We start from the raw sequence: 19,487 nt of genomic DNA, 5'->3' as shown, positions 1-19,487 counted from the left end.
AAGTTTTCTTTTAATCAACTACAACATTAGGAATTAGCATAAAAAGTCTTCCTTCTTCTTTCATAAGACCTGCTAATTCCATCGCTTCATCTCCATATCCTAAAAAATAATCTGCTCTTATTTCACCTTTAATTGCACCGCCTGTATCTGCTGCAATTACAAGTTTATTAATAGCTTTTTTTGTTTTTGGATTTGATGTTTCTAAGAATACTGGCATGCCTAAAGGGATATATCTTCTATCAACTGCAATATTTCTTTTTGCTACTAAAGGTACATTCAAACTTCCTGTTGCTGTTTGTTTTTTTTCAGTAAAGAAAACATAACTAGGATTATAGTTTAATATTTCATCAACTTTTAGTGGATTTTGTAATAAAAAAGCTTTTATAGTTTGTAAACTCACTTCTTCTTTTTCTAAGTAACCATCTTCTATTAATTTTTTACCAATTGATCTATATTTTCTTCCATTTTGATTTGCATAGCCAACATTAATTAACTCTCCATTATCTAATAAAACTCGTCCAGAGCCTTGAACTTGTAAAAAAAACAAATCAATTTTATCTTCAACATAACAAAGAACTTCTAAATCATCTCTTTTTTCAATTTGCTCTCTTGTATCATAAGGATAATATCTTCCTTTTTTTAGTTTTGCTTTATATCTTAAATGCTTAAAATTTGAATGTCTTTTTTTATTTTTAATTGTTACTAAATCTTTTGGAGTTTTATATATTGGATATGGATATAAATCAGACTTTGTTCTACTTCCATAAAGTAAAGGTTCGTAATAGCCTGTGATTAAACCAGTATCACCTGTACTTGAAACTAAAACTTTTGGTGTAAAGTTTTTTGTAAAAAACTCTTTTCCATTAGTAAAATCTAGCGAGTTTTCACATACATCTTTAAATTGTTCTTTTCTTTTTGATTTTGTACAAGCTTTTTTGAATACATCAAGCGCTAAGTCTAAGTCATCATCATAAAAGCCATCTAAATAGTCAAAGGGAGTTTTTTTTATTTTTGTAAGTTGTTTCGTTTTTTCAGTAGGTTTTACTTCTGGTAATACTTCATTTTTTGTAGTACAACCAATAAATAAAAAGAGTAAAAATGTAATAAATAAATAATGTTTCAAAGTACTAATCCCAAGTTTTTTGGAATTATATCCACTTAAGAGTTATAAACTTCCTTAAGTCCACACGATTTGCATCTATATTCAATATCTGGCACACCAGAGCATCCACCACCTTTTAATATTTTAGCACTTATAACTTCTTGTGTAAAAGTTGTTTTTGTATTATCATCAAAAAAAGTTTTTGTTTTTTCTTTACAATCTGGGCATTCGCCTGATTTTAATTTATCTAATCTTGAGTTTTTGCTTTTGAAGTATTGTAATACAGAGAATATTACAATTAAAAAAGCAAGTAGTAGAAATATTATTGTTTGCATGAAGCAGAGATTTACTCTACTTCAGCATCGATAACATCGTCATCGTCTTTTTTAGCTTTTTTGTTTGGTTGTTCACCAGCAGCACCTGCTTGATCTCCACCTTCTTTTTTATACATAGCTTCTGCTAATTTATGAGATTTTTCAGTTAAAGCTTTCACTTTTTCTTCAATTTGCTCTTTAGTAGCATTTTCATCTTTTAATAATTCTTCAAGTTCAGCTGCTGAATCAACGATTGCTTTACTTTCTTCTTCAGAAACTGCATCAGGGTTTTCTTCTAATGTTTTCTTAGTTGAATGTAATAAAGCATCAGCTTGGTTTCTTACTTCAATTACTTCTTTTTTCTTAGCATCTGCATCTTTGTTTGCTTCTGCTTCATTTACCATTTTTTCGATTTCTTCATCAGATAGTCCAGACGAACCAGAAATAGTAATCTTATTCTCTTTACCAGTACCTTTATCTTTAGCAGATACATTTAAAACACCATTTGCATCAATATCAAATGTTACTTCAATTTGAGGAACACCTCTTGGAGCAGCTGGGATATCTGATAATTCAAACATACCTAAAGATTTATTATCTTTAGCAAATTCTCTTTCACCTTGACCAACGTGAATAGATACTGCTGGTTGGTTATCTTCAGCTGTTGAGAATACTTGAGATTTTTTAACAGGAATTGTAGTTCCCTTTTCAATTAATTTAGTTAAAACACCACCTAAAGTTTCAATTCCTAGTGATAATGGAGTAACGTCAAGTAATAATACATCTTTAACATCACCTTTTAATACACCAGCTTGAACAGCAGCACCTGCAGCTACAACTTCATCAGGGTTAACACCTTTATTTAAATCTTTTCCAAAGAATTCTCTTACAACTTCATTTGCTTTTGGTAATCTAGTAGATCCACCAACCATAATGATTTCTTCAATTTCATCTTTATCTAAACCAGCATCTTTTAAAGCAACTTTGATGTGCTCTAAAGTTTCAGTAATTAAATCTTCAGTCATTGATTCAAACTTAGCTCTTGTTAATGATTTAACTAAGTGAACAGGACCAGCTGAACCCATAGAGATAAATGGTAAGTTGATTTCTGTTGATTCAGCTGAAGATAATTCTTTCTTAGCATTTTCAGCAGCATCTTTTAATCTTTGTAATGCCATTTTGTCATTTTTAACATCGAAACCATTTTCAGATTCAAATTCTTTTGCTAACCAATCAATGATTGCATTATCAAAGTCATCTCCACCTAAGAATGCATTACCATCTGTTGATAAAACTTCAAAAGTACCGTCACCAATTTCAAGTGCAGTAACATCAAAAGTACCACCACCTAAATCATATACTAATACTTTTTCTTCACCTTTTTTATCTAAACCATATGCTAATGATGCAGCTGTTGGCTCATTGATAATTCTAAGTACATTTAAACCTGCAATTGTTCCAGCTTCTTGAGTTGCTTTTCTTTGTGCATCATTAAAATAAGCTGGTACTGTAATAACAGCATCAGTTACAGGAGCACCTAAATATTCTTCAGCGTCTGTTTTTAATTTTCCTAAAATTTTTGCAGAAATTTCTTGAGGAGTATATACTTTATCTCCAATTTCAACTGCTGCTGCACCGTTTCTATCAACGATTTTATATCCAACTTTAGATTGTGCTTCTTTAGCATTTTCTTCGTCCATCATTAAACCCATAATTCTTTTTACAGAATAAATAGTTTTTTCAGGATTTGTAATAGCTTGTCTTTTTGCAGGATCACCTACTAAAACTTCACCTTTATCTGTGAATGCTACGATTGAAGGAGTTGTATTTTTCCCTTCTTTATTAGGTATAACTTTCGCTTCACCACCTTCGTAAACTGCCATACAAGAGTTTGTAGTTCCTAAATCAATTCCAATTACTTTACTCATTTTTCTTCCTTATCAAGTTTTATTTTTTAATTTAATTTTTGTCTAATTCATTCTAGTTTTTTGACATTACGGTCAACCCTTATTAAATCTACTTTTTACAAATAGAAACCATTGCTGGTCTTAATAATCTTTCTTTTAATTTATAACCTTTTTGAAGTCTTTGAACAATTTGTCCATCTTCATGATCTGGGCTATCAATTTGCATTACTGCATCATGGAAATTTGGATCAAAATCACCATCTGTTTCTACTGTCGAAATATCATGTTTTTCAAAAGCTGTGTAGAAGTTTTTAATTGTTAATTCAACACCTTCTTTTAATTTTGCTAATAATTCATCAGCTGGCATATCTTTTGCTGCTTCTTCTGCTGCTAGTGCCATTTCCAAAGAATCAATTGGAGCTAATAAATCTTTTGCAAACTTTTCACTTGCATAATCAATAGCATTGTATTTTTCTTTTTCTAATCTTTTTTTGATATTTTCAAAATCAGCATGAACTCTTAAATATTTATCTTCTGCTTCTTTTAATTTCTCTTCTAAATCAGCTTTAACACTTTCAATTGTTTCTTCTTTTACTGGTGCTTCTTCTGTTATAACTTCAGTTTCAGTCTCTAAAACTTCTTCTGTTTGTAATTCTTCTTTTTTTTCTTCGCTCAAGTTCTTCTCCTAAAAAGTTGTAATTTTTTTATAAAAATATTCATAATTTTTTGGAAGTTGCCCAATTACTAGCATCTTCACATCTTCGTTATTAATCTTGCAATAATGACAAATACCTATATATCCAATAGGTAAGAAACCTTCAAAATATAAACCTTCATCTAATTCATCTAAGATTTGACCTTTTAAAAACTTATTAATAGTCAATTCATCAAAATCATATGTTAAGGCAAGATTTAAAAACTCTTTATAATTAAAGATTTCAAAATCTGAATTTTGTAAAGTTTGATTAATGGCTTCACAAATGTCATATGCTCCAACATCTTTAGATATTTTTAAAATATCTTTTAATGTAAGACCTCTCATATCTTGCAAAAATCTATATAATGCATCTGAAAACTTAACAGATATTGCAAATGAAGAAAATTCTAATATCATATATTTATCTTCTACATTTAAAACATCTTTTAAAATATCAGACTTCTCTTTTTTAATAAATACTGATACTTCTACTTCAGAAGCATAATATTGTAATGCTTTTAAATTTATATCTGTAACATCAAAATTAAGTTTAGTTTTCCAATACTCTTTTAAAGCTTCAGTTGTTGGAGTTCTTCCACTACTTATATGCTCTTGAGCTAGATAACCTTCATCACCTAATTTTTTAAAATAACCTCTAATTGTTGCAGGAGAATAAGTGATATCATACATAGATTTTAACTGCGTAGAACCAATTGGCTCTAAGTGTTCTATATATGCTTTAATAATAGACTGTAATAAAAACTCTTTTTTATCAATCATTTTACAACCATTTTAATTTATTAGCACTCATTGTCTTAAACTGCTAAAGAATTATAACCTATTGAGTGTATATTTGTCAAGTAGTTTTATAAATAAATTCATAATTACTAAAAAAATCCCTTATTTTCGTACGTTAAAAAGGTTTTATTCTTGAGATTTATACTATTTACTTCAAAAACAGAAAATCTTTATTTGTATATTTTAAGCTTATATAAATTATAGATTCGCTAAATTTGTAACTTAATTGTAATTAATGTATTATTTATATGATACTAATAATTAAATTGTCTGATTTATAGTACTAAAATGCTATAATACATAAACAAATTAAAAGGAAGAAAAATGAAAAAAATTGCAACAATGACTTTATTAGGTGCTTTAACAATTCCAGCATTCGCAGCTGAGTTTGTTACTATAGGAACTGGTGGTGTTACAGGTACTTATTATCCAACAGGTGGTGCTATTTGTAGACTTGTAAACAAATACAAGAAGGAAACAAAAATCAGATGTTCAGTTGAATCTACTGGTGGTTCTGTTTACAACATTAATACTATTAAAAATGGTGAGTTAGATTTTGGTATTGCACAATCTGATGTTGTATATCAGGCTTCTAATGGAACTGGTAAATTTGATGGTAAGCAAGTTAAAAAATTAAAGTCTGTTATGGCTATTTACCCTGAATTATTAACACTTGTTACTAGAAAAGATGCTGGTATAAATGGTATTGCAGATGTTAAAGGTAAAAGAATTAACTTAGGAAACCCAGGTTCAGGTAATGAAGCTACAGCTTTAACTTTATTTGATGCAAGTGGAATTAAAAAAGATGACTTATCTTTTGCTGGTGCTTTAAAAGCTTCTGAAATGCCTGATGCATTAAGAGATAATAAAATTGATGGTTACTTCTACATGGTAGGACATCCAACTGCAAATATTAAAGATGCTTCGAATTCTGTTGATGTAAAAATCACTCCTTTAGAAGGTTCAAATATTGATGCATTAATCAAAAAATATCCATACTTTGCAAAAGCTGATGTTCCAGCTGGAATGTACAAAGGTAACCCTGATGCAACTCCAACATTTGGTGTAAAAGCTGTATTAGTTACTAGTGACGATGTAAGTGAAAAAGCTGTTTATACAGTAATCAAAGCTATTTTAGAAAACTTTGATGATTTCAAAAAACTTCACCCAGCGTACAGCAACATTACTAAAAAATCTTTATTAGATGGTTTATCTGCTCCATTACATGAAGGTGCTAAAAAATACTTCAAAGAAGCAGGATTATTATAATCCTTACTATTTTCAAGAGCTTCGGCTCTTGAAACAATTTTTATACTTCATTTAAATTTCTTTAAATGAAGTATGACAAATATCAAATTATAAATACTGAAAGGATTTACTATGGCTCTTTATGAAGAGAAAGCTCACAAGCTTAGTGAATTAGAAGAAGAACAAGCCTTAGAAAGTGAAGCTGTTGTAAATGAACTTGAAGGACAAAGAGTCTTTGGAGCACAGCACTATGAATTCTGGTTAATATCAGGAATTTCACTTTTATGGTCATTATTTCAACTATATATAGTTGTAGAACCAATTAACTCTACAATTACAAGATCAATACACTTATCATTTGGTATTTTATTAGCATTCTTAATTTACCCAATGTTTAAAAAAACATATTTTTTACAAAAGATTAGATGGTTTGGATTTACGCTCGCTGCAATTGGAGTAGGAACTGCATCATATATTGCAGTATTTTATGAAGAAATATCACAAAGACCAGGTGATTATATAGCATTAGATATTATTGTAGCTCTTGTTGGTATTGTTATCTTACTAGAAGCTGGAAGAAGAGTATTAGGTTTTGCACTAAGTATTATTGCTATTGTATTTTTATCATATGACGTTTTAGGACCTTATATGCCTGAACTTATTATTCATAAGGGTGCAAGTTTAAATAAACTTGCAGGTCATATGTTCCTAACAACTGAAGGTATCTTTGGTGTGCCTTTAGGTGTATCGGCGGGTTTCGTATTTCTTTTTGTTTTATTTGGTTCATTACTTGATAAAGCAGGAGCAGGAGAGTATTTTATTAACTTAGCATTTGCAATGCTTGGTAAATATAGAGGTGGTCCGGCAAAAGCATCTGTTGTTGCATCTGGATTTACTGGAATTATTTCAGGTTCATCAATTGCAAATACTGTAACAACAGGAACTTTTACAATTCCACTTATGAAAAAAGCAGGATTCAGGCCAGAACAAGCAGGTGCAGTTGAAGTTGCATCTTCAACAAATGGACAACTTATGCCTCCTGTTATGGGTGCTGCTGCTTTTATTATTGCAGAGTTTTTAGGAATGGCTTATACAGATGTTATTGTTGCAGCATTTATTCCTGCTTTTGTTTCTTATTTTGCACTGTTTTATATTGTTCATTTAGAAGCACTTAAACTTGGTCTTAAAGGAATGAATGATGAAGATATTCCACCAAAATGGAAGACATTTATTACAGGTATTCACTATTTAATTCCTATATTCTTCTTGATGTATACACTAATGGTATTAAGAGAAAGTGCGGCAAGTGCAGCTTTTAATGCGATTATGTTACTTATGCTTTTAATGGTAGTACAACATCCATTTAGAGCCTTCCTTGCAAAAGAGAAAATCACAAGAGATGTAATGCTTAGTGGTTTTGTTGATATTTTAGCAGGAATGATAAGTGGTGCTAAAAATATGGTTCCTATTGCAATTGCAACTGCCTTAGCAGGTATTGTAGTTGGATCTATTACATTAACTGGATTAGGTCAAGTATTACTTGAAGTAATTGAAGAGTTATCTGGTGGAAATATCTTTATTATATTATTCCTTGCAGCATTTGTATCTTTAATTCTAGGAATGGGATTACCAACAACTGCAAACTATATTGTAATGGCTTCATTAACAGCACCTGTAATTTTAATTCTTGCAGCTGATAATGGATACTTTATTCCAGCAATTGCAGCGCATTTATTTGTATTTTACTTTGGTATTTTAGCAGATGATACCCCACCTGTTGGACTTGCAGCTTACGCTGCTGCTGGTATTGCAAAAGCTGATCCAATTAAAACAGGTATTCAAGGATTTAAATACGATATTAGAACAGCGATTTTACCATTTATGTTCTTCTTTAATCCAGAGTTATTATTGATTTCTGGAGTTGATGAGCTAAATCCCGCAAATCCACAAGGATGGATTTGGATTACAAATCCTGTTGAAATATTAGTTATATTTACAACTGCGTTTATAGGAATGGTAGCCTTTTCTTGTTTTACTCAAGGATATTTTGTTGTAAAAACAAATATATTTGAAAGATTTATATTCTTAGCTGTAGTTCCATTTATGTTCTTACCAAAGATTATGGAATCTTACTTTAGCTTACCAAGTCATTACTTATCGTACGCGATAGGTTTAGCTATATTTGGATTAATTTACATTTTCCAAAAAGCAAAACAGAAAGCTGAAAGTACATCACCTTCTGAAGTAACATTATAAAGAAGACAAAAAAAGGGGAAAGAGTTTAACTCTTTCCCCTTTTTACTTCTTATTAATAATTTCTATTTTACAAAAAGTTTTTCGATTATATATCCATAACCTTTATGAGATACAATAAAATCATCATCAATAATTTTATCTTTTAATCTTTTCATTACAGTTCTAAAAGCAGAGTCATTCGTATCTATATCATTCCAAACAGCTTCTTTAAACTTCTCAACAGATATAACCTCTCCAAGTGATTTTATAAGTACTTGTAAGATATCTGATTCCTTTTTTGAAAGTTTTACAATCGTCTCATGATTATAAAGCTTATCACTTGATAAATCATAAGTATAAGTTTTATTTAGTGTTACAAAATTTTCATTTGTAAGAGTTTCTTTTTTATCTTCTAATACTTCTTCTTTTGCTTTTTGTAGCATTTCCATCATATTATCAATATTTAGAGGTTTTAAGAAATATCCTAATACTCTTAAATTAATTAATTTTAGTAAGTCTTCTTCATTTTTATGGGCACTTACAATTATAAATCTTTGATTTGGAATAAGCTCTCTAATTAAATCAATCATTCCCATACCATCAACATTTGGCATATTTAAGTCTGTTAAAACTAAATCAAAAGTTTTATTATTTTCAACATTATCTTTTAAAATTGAAAAACCTTCTTGTCCATCACAAGCTAATACTACTTCATCAAAAATTGTATTTAAATAAAAAGCAAGGGTTTTTCTTGCAACATCTTCATCTTCAACTAAAAGTACTCTTGTTGTCAAATTACTCATTTTCTTCTTCCATTATTATAAATTACTAAGATTATAGCTAAAGTTAAATTAACACTTTAATTTGATTATAAACTCTACCCCATCATCTTTATTAATTGCATCAATTGTTCCATTCATGTTTTTTTCTATAATTGTTTTTGTCATATAAAGTCCAATTCCAGTACCTTGGTTTTCAAACTTTGTAGTAAAATAAGGTTCAAACATTTTATCAAGAATTGTATCATCAACATTACCACAATTATTAAAAATTGAAATTGTTATGTCTTCATCATCTTTACTAATATTGATTAATACCTTTGCATCAAATTTTATTGTTTTTGCTTTTATTAGCTTTGCATCACTTGCATTATTTAAAATATTTACTATTACTTGTTCAAACTCATTTTCATAAGAATTAATCTTTACATCACTTCCAATAATTTCTAAATTTATATTATTTCTTTCAAATAAAGCTTGTATAATTTTTGAGCTTTTCTTGATTGAATCTTTTATATCAAAATATTTTTTATCTTTTGTTGGCTGATAAAAATTTCTGAAATCATCAATTGTTTGTGACATATAATCTATTTGTACTTTTGCACTTTTTATAGAATCATGCATTTCTTCTTTTGAAAACTTATCAAAATTATCTCTAATAAAATATAGTAGTAAATTAATATTATTAAGAGGTTGTCTCCATTGATGTGAAATATTCCCAAGCATTTCACCCATTGATGCTAACTTATTTTGTTGTACAAGTAATCTATCTTTTTTAATATTCTTTTCTACTTCTAGTTCAACTTTTTGTTTTAATTCTTCTTCATTTAACTTCATTTCATTAATATCATTTAAATAGCCATATAAACCAATTACATTGCCATGGTCATCTTTTACTAAGATACTTCTATTGTATACCCATTTAATATTTCCTGAATTCTCAACAACTCTATGAATGTTTGTAAAAGAACTTGCATCATTTTCAATTGCAGTTTTTATAACTTTCTTTAAATTATCAATATCATCTTTATAGACTAACTCAAAATACTTAACATCATTACTTAAAAAATCTGTTGTTTTATATCCGTATGTTTCAATACTTTTTGAAACAAATTTAACTGTTAAATCTTCATCATTAAGCCACCTGAAAATTACAATTCTTCCAAACTCTGTAAGAAGTTCAACATTACGCAACTCTTTTGTAAGCTTCATTCTATTATCAATATCCATTGACATCATTAGCATTCTATTAGACTTGCCTTTTTTAAAAGCTTTTCCTCTAACTAACATCCATTTGTATTGATTTGATTTTGATTTTAATCTATATTCACAAGAAAAATGTTCACTTTTAGATTCTAAATGAGCTTTATATCTTTTTAATACTTTTTCTTTATCATCTTTATGAATTAAGTTTAACCACTGCTCGAAGTTATTTATATCATCTCTTTTATAGCCAAACATATCAAGCCATTTATTGGAGAAAAATATTTCATTTGTTTCAAGGTTTATATCCCATAAACCATCATTTGAAGCAATAATTGCTAACTCATATCTCTCTTTCCATTTTTTATATAAAGCATTCTTTGTCTCTATTCTTTTGTTGTATCTATTAAAAATAGTATTAATAAATCTACCAAAAATATTTGAAGTTGTAATTAAAAGAAGTGCAACAAAAATAATAGTTAGAAAACTCATAATTATTTTGTATTCGTAGTCACCTTTTATTCTTCTAACCTCATCTTCTAAAAATGTCTCTTTTATAAATATTTCATATTGATATTTAGAAAAGCTATGCGATAAGCTTTTATTTTTTATCTTACTAAAGTCTTTAATTTCACTAGTATTTATTTCTTGAGATTTTCCATAATAGTTGAAAACTGTAGCTTTATTTTTATCATAAAAACAAAAATATGCATTGTTTATATTTTTACTTTTTGCAGCAATTGTTTCTAATATTACTTTTCTAGTTAAAAGATTCATATCATCAACTTTTGAAAAAGCTCCTAAGAAAAGCTCTTTCCCTTTTACATATTTAAAGTAACTCAGTTGAATATTTTCTTTTGTATTATCTATCCAATACATTAGATTATTATCACCCATGTATTTGATATTTTCAAGCATGTGTTTTATGAACTTATCTGTTTTAATTTTAGAGTTTGTAAGTTTTGCTAAGTTCTCAATTAATAGATCACCATGTAAAATATTATAATTATTTGTATCAAATAGTAAAAACTTTATATCACGATTATTTTCAAGTTCATCTATATATCTCTCAAATTTTACTAAATCTAAGTTTTTGTTATCAAATAATGAGGACTTGATATATCCATTTAACTCATAAACACTATTACTTAATTCTATTTCTAAATCATCAAAATTTGCACTTGTATTGTATTTTATATTACTAATATAATTTTTAAGCTCATCTGTCTTATAAAAGTTATCACTTTGAATAAGAAGTTTAACTTTATTGTTTTCTTGGTATGTCAGGAAAAAATATAAGACTATAGAAGAAACAACAGCTAATAAAATTACAAAAATCAAAGGAGTATATACAATTTGTTTTCGTATATCTAATAGTGTATAAAATTTCTTTTTTTTAAAAAACATATTAGTAAATCACTTTCGCCAAATATAAACCATTAGCAAGCGCAGGAAGCCTATGAATGTTTTTTTCTTTTGCTAATTGAGCTTTTAAATCTTTTATCTCAAGTTTTCCTTCTGATATTTTCAATAAAAAACCAACCATTAATCTAATTTGAGATCTTAAATAAGAATTTGCCGTAAATTTAAATACATAAATATCTTTGTACTTATAAAATCTTGTATCATATATTTCTCTTACTGTAATTTCTTTATCACTTCCTTGCTTATGAAAGTATTCAAAATCATGAACACCAATAAACTCTTTTATAGCTTCTTTTATTTTTACTTCATCAATATTTTTTGCTTGTGTTATAAACTTATTATTAAAAGCTGTGATATCTTTTGTAGTTATAAAATATCTATACACTCTTTTTTTTGCATGAAATCTTGAATGAAAATCATCTTTTACTTTTTTAATATTATGTATTCTAATAGATAAGGGAAGTTGTTGATTTAAAGTATCTTTTAATTTTGAAAAATTTGTCCAAAAATCTGGGATTTGGCAGTTAAAAACTTGTCCACTTGCATGAACATCTTTATCTGTTCTTCCACTTAGAATTATTTTAGTTTCAATATTTATTCTTTTAAAACTTTGAAGAAGTTTGTCTTCTATTGTTTGTTTATTAGGTTGCTTTTGAGAGCCTTTATATAAAGACCCATCATAAGAAATAACAAATTTAACATTCATAAAAAATACTTAGTATTCTTTTTTAACAGTTTTTGTATAAAGAAGATAAGTTGCTACTAACCATATTGCAGGAATCAAATATAAGGCATGTAAAAGTAATGAATCCCCAATAGCTTTGATTAGTACATAATATAAAACTATAGAAATTAAAGAGTAAGTAACTGCACGATTTTTTTCATATCTTGGATTAAAATATCCAAAAGTTATAACAAGAAAAAGTGATAAAACAGGAAATAGCGAAGTTAAAACGAAAAAACTTAAATCATCAATATCTTTTCCTTTGGCTATATTACTCTTCCAATATTCATAAGTTGTAGTAAAAATACCTAATTTACTTCCAGTAATTGAATCATTTATATGCATAGATTTAAAATCTATTTGATTAACTTCTGAACCATCTACAAAAAAAGCTTTACCATCATTTAGCCTAAAGCTTAGATTTCCTTTATCATTGTCTAAAATTGCTGTTTTACTTAGAATAAATTGTTCTTTTCCATTTTCAGTTTTAAAGAGTTTTATCTCGTTGTATACTTTATCTTCTTTATTTTTGATATAAATTAACCAATCACCAAATTTCTGCCCAAACTCAGATGCTTTTATATTAAAATTTGCTTCCTTTGTTTTTGCATCTATAAATTGCTTTGTTAAAAACTTTGTTTTAGGAATTAAACCAACTGAAATAACTAAAAGTGCAGTAGATAAAACAAGAGTTAAAGGTAAAAATATCTTTAGTATTTTTACAGGATTTAAACCAAAAGACGTAATAACTGTAAGTTCATATTCACTTGCAAGTTTTGAAAGTGTTATTACAAGGGAAATAAAAAAAGAAATAGGCATTGTATAAAATATAATTTGAGGAATCACATAAGCATATAGCGTGAATAATTCAAAAAAGTTAATTGTAATAATTGATGTTAAAGAAGCAATTTTTACAAGAAATACTATAGATGTAATAAAGTATAATCCTAAAAATATTGGGAAAAATGTAATTGCTAATTGTGAATATAAATATTGTTTTAATTTCAAAAAAGTACCTTTAAAATATTTTCTAAATCAAAGAAATATACACTTAACATTCCTAAAATTAAATAAGGAATAAAAGGAGTCTGAATATCTTTTTTTACGATGTTAGAATAAATTGATGGTATTATAGCAAAAATTGCTGCTAAAAATACAGCTATCATTGCAGCTTTTATTCCTAAAATAACTGCAATAGCTGCAATAATTGGAATATCGCCCTCACCTAATGCTTCAGCAGTTTTTAAATTCTCATCTTTTAAAATTCTTGCTTTTATATTTTGTATATAAAAAGTGATTATAAAATTCAATAAAACAAAAGCTCCAGAAAATAAAAAAGCATTTTTAAATGCTTCAAAAAGAGGAGTTGAAGTAGCAAGAAAAGAAAGAATAAATACTATTAAAAGTAAATAATCTGGAACTGCTTTATATTTAAAATCTATAAAAGACAAAGTAATACAAACATAAACCAGTAAACTCATATACAAAAACTGCATTGAAAGACCAAGTTTTAAAAATAAAGCTAATGTAAGTATTCCAGAAAGTAATTCAACAATTAAATATTGCCATGAGATTTTTTCTTTACAATATGCACATTTTGCTTTTAAATAAAGAAAAGAAAAAAGAGGAATATTATAATACCAAGAAATTGTATGATTACAGCTAGGACAAGAACTTCTAGGAGTTACAACAGATTTATTTAAAGGAAGTCTTAATATAAGAACATTTAAAAAAGATCCTATAGCAAGCCCAAATATAAAACTAAACAGCTCCAAATCGTCTATCTCTACTATTAAAATCACTTATTATATCATCAAGCTCATTTTCATTAAAATCAGGCCAATAAGTTGGAGTAAAAAACATTTCAGCGTAAGCATTTTGCCATAGAAGATAGTTTGAAAGCCTTACTTCTCCACTTGTTCGAATCATAATATCAACATCAGGCATACCTGCTGTATCAAGATTGGCTTCTATATTTTTTTCATTTACTTCTAGATTTTTTTCATTTATTCTTTTTACTGCTCGAACTATTTCATCTTTTGAACCATAATTTAAAGCTAGTACTTGTGTTAATTTTTTTCCATTTGCAGTTTTTTCTTCTGTTTCTTTTATAGTTTTTTGTAAGGACTTAGAAAACTTAGAAATATCTCCAATAGTTTTTAATTTAATATTATTTTCAAGATATATACTTAATTCTTGTTTTAGATATTTTTCAAGAAGCTTCATTAGAAATTCTACTTCTAATTTTGGTCTTTGCCAATTCTCAGTTGAAAATGCATATAAAGTTAAATACTTTACACCTATCTTTCCACAATGTTCAGTTATTTTTCGTACTACTTCTGCTCCAGCACTATGTCCTGCTGTTCGTTTTAAATTTCTCTCTTTTGCCCATCTACCATTTCCATCCATAATCATGGCTATATGTGATGGAACATTATTACTAAGCATATTTTTCAAACTCATTTTCTAATGTAGTCAAAATATCTAAAGAAATATCTAATTTATTACCTTTAAATTCATGTGATTTTTCTTCTAATATTAATTCTATTTCATTATCATTAGAACCAAAACTTTGGGAATCATTTAAAATATTTAAGCAAACTGCATCAAGATTTTTCTTTTCTAACATCGAAGAAGCTGCTTGTTTTGCACTTTTTTTATCCATCTCCGCTTTAAACCCAATAGTAATTAAATCATTTTTGTTTAAAGAACTTAGAATATCCATATTCTGTTTTAATTCTAAATTCCATGTTTCACCTATTGTGTCTTTTTTCATTTTTCCATTTTGAGGAAATGATGGAATATAATCACTAACAGCTGCAATCATAAATAAAAATGCTCGCTTTTGAATTAACTCAGGTCTAGAATCATCCATTAAAGTAGCTTTACTTAAAGTTCCTTTTTTTGCAACTCTTATTGCATCAACTAAATATCCACTCATTTCTTCTGAACTTTGAACAGGAATTAAGTGAACATCTTTTGGAATATCTTCATATCCTCTAGTACTTACTAAACAAACATCCGCACCTTTAAAATATAAAGCTTTGGCCATTGAAGCTGCCATTTTACCTGATGAAAAGTTTGAAATATATCTAACCTCATCAATTTTTTCTACAGTTCCACCACCACTTAATACTACTTTTCTATTTACCCAATATTCCTCTTTTAAAAGCTCTCTTGCAGTTGCATTGAAAATATCAAGAGGTTCTGCCATTGCTCCATCACCTACATCTTTACATACAAGCTCTTTTGTCTGTGAAGAAATGATTTCAAAATTACAAAGTTTTAGCATTTTTAAACTAGCTTGTGTAATTGGATTTTTTAGCATCATAGTATTAGCTGCAGGTGCTAGAAGTTTAACTCTAGGATAAGCAAGTGCTGTTTGAAGTAGTAAATTATCAGCTAAGCCATTTGATAGTTTATTGATTGTATTAGCTGAACTTGGTGCAATTACAAAAATATCTGACCATTTTCCTATATCAATATGATTATAGTCTTGATTTTTATCCCAGTTTTCACTTATTTCATCTAATACTTTACTTTGTGATATTGCCTCAAAAGTTAAAGGACTAATAAATTTTTTAGCACCTTCTGTCATAATAACTCGTACCTTTGCACCTGCTTTTATATATAACCGTATAAGATCTAAACTTTTATATATAGCAATTGAGCCTGTAACACCAACAAGTATTTTTTTATCTTTTAATAGCATATCAAATCTTTAGTTTTAAAATTTTTATTTATTTTTCTTCTGTGAAAAGTGTTTATCATAATATCCAGAAACAACTCTTTTTTTAGCACGACTTGTATATAACTCGCCTTCTTTCACATCTGCAGTTACTGTACTTCCTGCTCCAATCATAGTATTATCTTCAATAGTTACAGGTGCAATAAATTGTGTATCAGAACCTACAAATACATTTTTACCTATTATTGTTTTGTATTTATTAATACCATCATAATTACAAGTAATTGTTCCACAACCAATATTTGTTCCTTCATCAATTTCACAATCTCCAAGATAAGTTAAATGTCCAGCTTTTACACCTGTTAATAAAGCTTTTTTAGTCTCTACAAAGTTTCCTAAATGTGTTTCATTTAGTTCGCTTCCTGGTCTAACACGAGCCATTGGTCCTATATCTGAATCTTTTAAAATAGAGTCTTCTACTATTGAGTTTGTTTTTATATGAGAATTTATGATTTTAGAATTTCCAAGTAAAGTAACTCCATTTTCTAAAATAGATTCACCTTCTATTTCAACACCTTCTTCTATATAAATAGTATCAGGTAATCTCATAATAACACCCTGTTTTAAGAACTCATTTTTAATTCTATTTTGATGTATTACTTCAGCATCTGCTAGCTCAACTTTAGAATTAACTCCTTTAAAGTTTTCCTCACTAACAGCAAGTGGTTTTAAAACCTTACCTTGCTTAATTGCTATTTCAATTAAGTCTGTAATATAATACTCTTTTTGAGCATTATCGTTTGAAAGTTTTGGAAGATTATCTAGTAAAAACTTAGTATTAAACTGATAAATTCCTGCATTTGCAGTAGTAACTGCTAATTCAGATTCATTTGCATCTTTTTGCTCAACAATTTTTTTAACAGCTCCATTTTCAACTATTACTCTACCATATCCATCTGCAGATTCTAGTTCAAGTACTGACATAACAATAGTTGCATCAATATCAAATTTTTTAAGCTCTTCACTTTGAATTAAAGGCATGTCACCATTTAAAACTAAAACTTCTTCATATTTTGGTGTAATACCCATAACAGCACCACCAGTTCCAGGATAGTTTTCATGGTCTTGAATAACATAATTAATATTTGAAAAATGCTTTTGCATTTCTTCTTTAACACGTTGCGCTTGATGAAATAATACAACTGTAATATCATCACTTAATTTTAAAGCTTCTTTGATTGAATAATACAACATCGCTTTACCAGAGATTTTATGTAAAACCTTTGGTGTTGTTGATTTCATTCTTGTACCTGCACCTGCTGCTAATATAATTATTGACTTGTTATTCATTTTTATCCTTGTATTGCTTCTGCTATTTCTTTTTTTGTATTTTCTATTATTTCTTTAAATGCATTTTGCATTTTATCATCAATAATATTATTTATTAGTAAGTTATCAAGATTATTTTGTTTTTCTTTTAAAAACAATCCAACTTTTTTATTTTTTTTGTTTTTATTATACATTAAAACACCCGATTTTATAAGTGTTACAACTAAATCAATATGTCCAAATATTGCTGCATAATTTAAAAGTGTAAATCCAGAGTTATCAGCTTGATTAATATCAGCACCAGCTGCAATTAACCATCTTGCAATTTTATGATTGCCATTCCATTGTGTATGATGAAGAGCTGTTCTTCCTTGTTTATCTTTTAAACTTAAATCTGCTTTTTTTGTAAGTAATTTTTCAACAACCGTTAAATCATCTGCAATTACACTTTTATGAAAAACTGTGTAACCTTTTTTATCTTGAATATCTACATTTACTCTAAATTTTAATAAAAAAACTAAACGTTCTAAAAATAGCTCTCTTTGCTTAGTATCTTCAATTTTAAGACCTTCATCTACTAAAATAGATAAAGGAGTATTTCCTTCATTATCAATAATATTTGGATTTATTCCGTAATTAAAAAGTAATCTAATCGTATCAAAATCATTATATGTAATTACATCAAAAAGAATATTTCTTCCATCTGATCTTGTTCTATCTAAATCTGGTCTAAAAGAAAGCATCTTTTTAAAGAGTAAATCATAGTTTTCTTCTTCATAAATATTTGGATACTTCTCAAAGTCTTGTTCTTTAAAACCTTTATGAATTAACATAATTTCAACTAAGTCATCAATAATAGTTTTTTCTTCACCATCTCTTGATTCTATATCTGCTCCATGCTCAAGTAAAAATTTAATCATTTTATAGTTTGAGTTACCTTTCATTACTTCATTAAAAAGTAATGTTTTACCATTTATATTTTTATTATTGATATCAGCGCCACAATTAACCAAAAACTCAATATGTTCATACTTTTTCTTTTCAACTTCTTTACTTAAACTTGTAATTCCATATTCATCCATTTTATTTATATCTAGACCATTTTCAATTAAAATACGAGCTAAATCTAAATAATTAGTATCTTTTTTTATTAGTGAATAATTTCCTTCAAGTTGAAGTAGCTTTTTTGGTTTAAGTAATTGCAAATCTAAAATATAAAGTAGTTCATCTAAGATATTTTCACCATTAATATCTACTTGATTAATATTTATTTTTTTATTAATCATTAGTTTTAATGTTTCTATATTTTTTGTACCTAAAAGCACAGTATTATATAAAACATTTCTTCCGTGACTATCTAAAATATCTAGGTTTACTCCAAATAGTATTAAAGTTTGCGCGATTTTAGGATTATCTTTTAGAACTGCATTAAATAAGGCTGTTTCATTATTTTCATCTTTAACATCAATATTTCGCATATTATTAACAAGCTCTTTTACAATTGATACATTTCCACCTTCAACTGCATCAAATAATACAGTTCTTCCATAAGAATCAATATCATCATAATTTGGGTGATAAGACATTAAAATAGAAAATATTTTAAAGTTTCCTTCTAAAGCTACGTCTTGTAGAATTGTTCTATTACTAGAATTTTTGTGGTTTATATCAAAACCATTTTCAAGAAGAAATCTAATCATAACACCATCAGATTTACTTACAGCTTCGGCTAAGACTGTTCTTCCGTATTTATCTTCTATGTATAAATCTATTTTATTATTGATTAATATTTTTATTGCATCAAGTTTCTTTTTAGCACAAAGTGAAAAAAGTACAGTTCTACCATTTTCATCAAGGGTATTTATATCAATACCCTTGTCTATACTTTTTTGGATTTTATTTAAATTTATATTATCGCTAAATAGTTCTTTCTGAAATGATTCATAAGTACTATTTTTAAATAGATTAAACATAAATATTTTCCCTTGTTCCAGATTAGTTTGCAGTATTAGTTATATTTTAGCTAATTTTTTATTAA

16 protein-coding genes are annotated in these 19,487 nt (G+C 27.6%); 2 read left to right on the top strand and 14 right to left on the bottom strand.

Going from position 1 to position 19,487, the window contains the following annotated elements; all coding sequences use genetic code 11:
• Nucleotides 1-10 precede the first annotated feature (10 nt).
• From mltA to D3Z07_RS10710, 5 genes are all read right to left on the bottom strand, one after another.
• Nucleotides 11-1,123: a murein transglycosylase A gene (mltA, locus tag D3Z07_RS10730; RefSeq protein ID WP_122893866.1), complete on the bottom strand. Its 1,113-nt coding sequence runs from the start codon at nucleotides 1,121-1,123 to the stop codon at nucleotides 11-13.
• A 35-nt stretch (nucleotides 1,124-1,158) separates the two neighbouring features.
• A complete protein-coding gene (locus D3Z07_RS10725; protein ID WP_122893865.1) occupies nucleotides 1,159-1,437 on the bottom strand; it encodes a hypothetical protein in 279 nt (92 codons plus the stop codon).
• Between the two features lie 11 nt (nucleotides 1,438-1,448).
• Nucleotides 1,449-3,344, bottom strand: coding sequence for a molecular chaperone DnaK (gene dnaK / locus D3Z07_RS10720; RefSeq protein WP_122893864.1), 1,896 nt, complete (start codon nucleotides 3,342-3,344; stop codon nucleotides 1,449-1,451).
• Between the two features lie 88 nt (nucleotides 3,345-3,432).
• Nucleotides 3,433-3,999, bottom strand: coding sequence for a nucleotide exchange factor GrpE (gene grpE / locus D3Z07_RS10715; RefSeq protein WP_122893863.1), 567 nt, complete (start codon nucleotides 3,997-3,999; stop codon nucleotides 3,433-3,435).
• Between the two features lie 9 nt (nucleotides 4,000-4,008).
• Nucleotides 4,009-4,800, bottom strand: coding sequence for a heat-shock protein (locus tag D3Z07_RS10710; RefSeq protein ID WP_076088841.1), 792 nt, complete (start codon nucleotides 4,798-4,800; stop codon nucleotides 4,009-4,011).
• A 342-nt stretch (nucleotides 4,801-5,142) separates the two neighbouring features.
• On the opposite strand from D3Z07_RS10710, the gene D3Z07_RS10705 reads away from it, so the two are divergent.
• Together D3Z07_RS10705 and D3Z07_RS10700 are read left to right on the top strand one after the other, a co-directional pair.
• Nucleotides 5,143-6,087 carry a TAXI family TRAP transporter solute-binding subunit gene (locus D3Z07_RS10705; protein WP_122893862.1) on the top strand — a complete coding sequence of 315 codons (945 nt, stop codon included), beginning with the start codon at nucleotides 5,143-5,145 and terminating at the stop codon, nucleotides 6,085-6,087.
• A gap of 111 nt (nucleotides 6,088-6,198) precedes the next feature.
• Nucleotides 6,199-8,322 (top strand): TRAP transporter permease, encoded by a 2,124-nt coding sequence (locus D3Z07_RS10700; RefSeq protein ID WP_122893861.1) that lies wholly within the window; start codon nucleotides 6,199-6,201, stop codon nucleotides 8,320-8,322.
• Between the two features lie 62 nt (nucleotides 8,323-8,384).
• Here D3Z07_RS10700 and D3Z07_RS10695 read toward each other — a convergent pair whose 3' ends face one another.
• From D3Z07_RS10695 to D3Z07_RS10655, 9 genes are read right to left on the bottom strand one after another with little or no spacing between them, the layout of a single operon-like run.
• Nucleotides 8,385-9,104 (bottom strand): response regulator transcription factor, encoded by a 720-nt coding sequence (locus D3Z07_RS10695; RefSeq protein ID WP_076088847.1) that lies wholly within the window; start codon nucleotides 9,102-9,104, stop codon nucleotides 8,385-8,387.
• 48 nt (nucleotides 9,105-9,152) lie between these two features.
• Nucleotides 9,153-11,690 carry a PAS domain-containing protein gene (locus tag D3Z07_RS10690; protein ID WP_076088849.1) on the bottom strand — a complete coding sequence of 846 codons (2,538 nt, stop codon included), beginning with the start codon at nucleotides 11,688-11,690 and terminating at the stop codon, nucleotides 9,153-9,155.
• 1 nt (nucleotide 11,691) lies between these two features.
• Nucleotides 11,692-12,414, bottom strand: a complete 723-nt coding sequence (truA, locus tag D3Z07_RS10685) for a tRNA pseudouridine(38-40) synthase TruA (RefSeq protein WP_076088851.1) — start codon at nucleotides 12,412-12,414, stop codon at nucleotides 11,692-11,694.
• Between the two features lie 9 nt (nucleotides 12,415-12,423).
• Nucleotides 12,424-13,440 carry an LptF/LptG family permease gene (locus tag D3Z07_RS10680; RefSeq protein WP_076088853.1) on the bottom strand — a complete coding sequence of 339 codons (1,017 nt, stop codon included), beginning with the start codon at nucleotides 13,438-13,440 and terminating at the stop codon, nucleotides 12,424-12,426.
• The gene (locus tag D3Z07_RS10675; RefSeq protein ID WP_228200545.1) at nucleotides 13,437-14,234 is read right to left on the bottom strand and encodes a prepilin peptidase; all 798 of its coding nucleotides are present in this window, start codon (nucleotides 14,232-14,234) and stop codon (nucleotides 13,437-13,439) included. The genes D3Z07_RS10680 and D3Z07_RS10675 overlap by 4 nt, the downstream gene beginning before the upstream one ends.
• A complete protein-coding gene (locus tag D3Z07_RS10670; protein WP_122893859.1) occupies nucleotides 14,194-14,895 on the bottom strand; it encodes a di-trans,poly-cis-decaprenylcistransferase in 702 nt (233 codons plus the stop codon). The genes D3Z07_RS10675 and D3Z07_RS10670 overlap by 41 nt, the downstream gene beginning before the upstream one ends.
• On the bottom strand, nucleotides 14,873-16,144 hold the full coding sequence (gene coaBC / locus D3Z07_RS10665) for a bifunctional phosphopantothenoylcysteine decarboxylase/phosphopantothenate--cysteine ligase CoaBC (RefSeq protein ID WP_122893858.1): 1,272 nt from the start codon (nucleotides 16,142-16,144) through the stop codon (nucleotides 14,873-14,875). Before coaBC ends, D3Z07_RS10670 begins: the two co-directional genes overlap by 23 nt.
• Before the next feature lie 24 nt (nucleotides 16,145-16,168).
• Entirely contained in the window at nucleotides 16,169-17,470 is a 1,302-nt protein-coding gene (gene glmU / locus D3Z07_RS10660; protein WP_122893857.1) for a bifunctional UDP-N-acetylglucosamine diphosphorylase/glucosamine-1-phosphate N-acetyltransferase GlmU, read from the bottom strand.
• 2 nt (nucleotides 17,471-17,472) lie between these two features.
• Nucleotides 17,473-19,422, bottom strand: coding sequence for an ankyrin repeat domain-containing protein (locus tag D3Z07_RS10655; protein ID WP_122893856.1), 1,950 nt, complete (start codon nucleotides 19,420-19,422; stop codon nucleotides 17,473-17,475).
• Between the last annotated feature and the right edge of the window lie 65 nt (nucleotides 19,423-19,487).

This window comes from Arcobacter peruensis, from assembly GCF_003711085.1.
Classification (GTDB): domain Bacteria; phylum Campylobacterota; class Campylobacteria; order Campylobacterales; family Arcobacteraceae; genus Poseidonibacter; species Poseidonibacter parvus.
The sequence above is the reverse complement of the archived record's forward strand: the minus strand, read 5'-3'. Positions and strand labels throughout refer to the sequence as shown.

Coding starts and splice junctions, on each gene's coding strand:
- D3Z07_RS10705 (WP_122893862.1), top strand. CDS start 5,143: ATGAAAAAAATTGCAACAATGACTTTATTAGGTGCTTTAACAATTCCA.
- D3Z07_RS10695 (WP_076088847.1), bottom strand. CDS start 9,104: ATGAGTAATTTGACAACAAGAGTACTTTTAGTTGAAGATGAAGATGTT.
- glmU (WP_122893857.1), bottom strand. CDS start 17,470: ATGAATAACAAGTCAATAATTATATTAGCAGCAGGTGCAGGTACAAGA.
- D3Z07_RS10700 (WP_122893861.1), top strand. CDS start 6,199: ATGGCTCTTTATGAAGAGAAAGCTCACAAGCTTAGTGAATTAGAAGAA.
- D3Z07_RS10690 (WP_076088849.1), bottom strand. CDS start 11,690: ATGTTTTTTAAAAAAAAGAAATTTTATACACTATTAGATATACGAAAA.
- dnaK (WP_122893864.1), bottom strand. CDS start 3,344: ATGAGTAAAGTAATTGGAATTGATTTAGGAACTACAAACTCTTGTATG.
- D3Z07_RS10710 (WP_076088841.1), bottom strand. CDS start 4,800: ATGATTGATAAAAAAGAGTTTTTATTACAGTCTATTATTAAAGCATAT.
- D3Z07_RS10655 (WP_122893856.1), bottom strand. CDS start 19,422: ATGTTTAATCTATTTAAAAATAGTACTTATGAATCATTTCAGAAAGAA.
- truA (WP_076088851.1), bottom strand. CDS start 12,414: ATGAATGTTAAATTTGTTATTTCTTATGATGGGTCTTTATATAAAGGC.
- D3Z07_RS10725 (WP_122893865.1), bottom strand. CDS start 1,437: ATGCAAACAATAATATTTCTACTACTTGCTTTTTTAATTGTAATATTC.
- D3Z07_RS10670 (WP_122893859.1), bottom strand. CDS start 14,895: ATGAGTTTGAAAAATATGCTTAGTAATAATGTTCCATCACATATAGCC.
- coaBC (WP_122893858.1), bottom strand. CDS start 16,144: ATGCTATTAAAAGATAAAAAAATACTTGTTGGTGTTACAGGCTCAATT.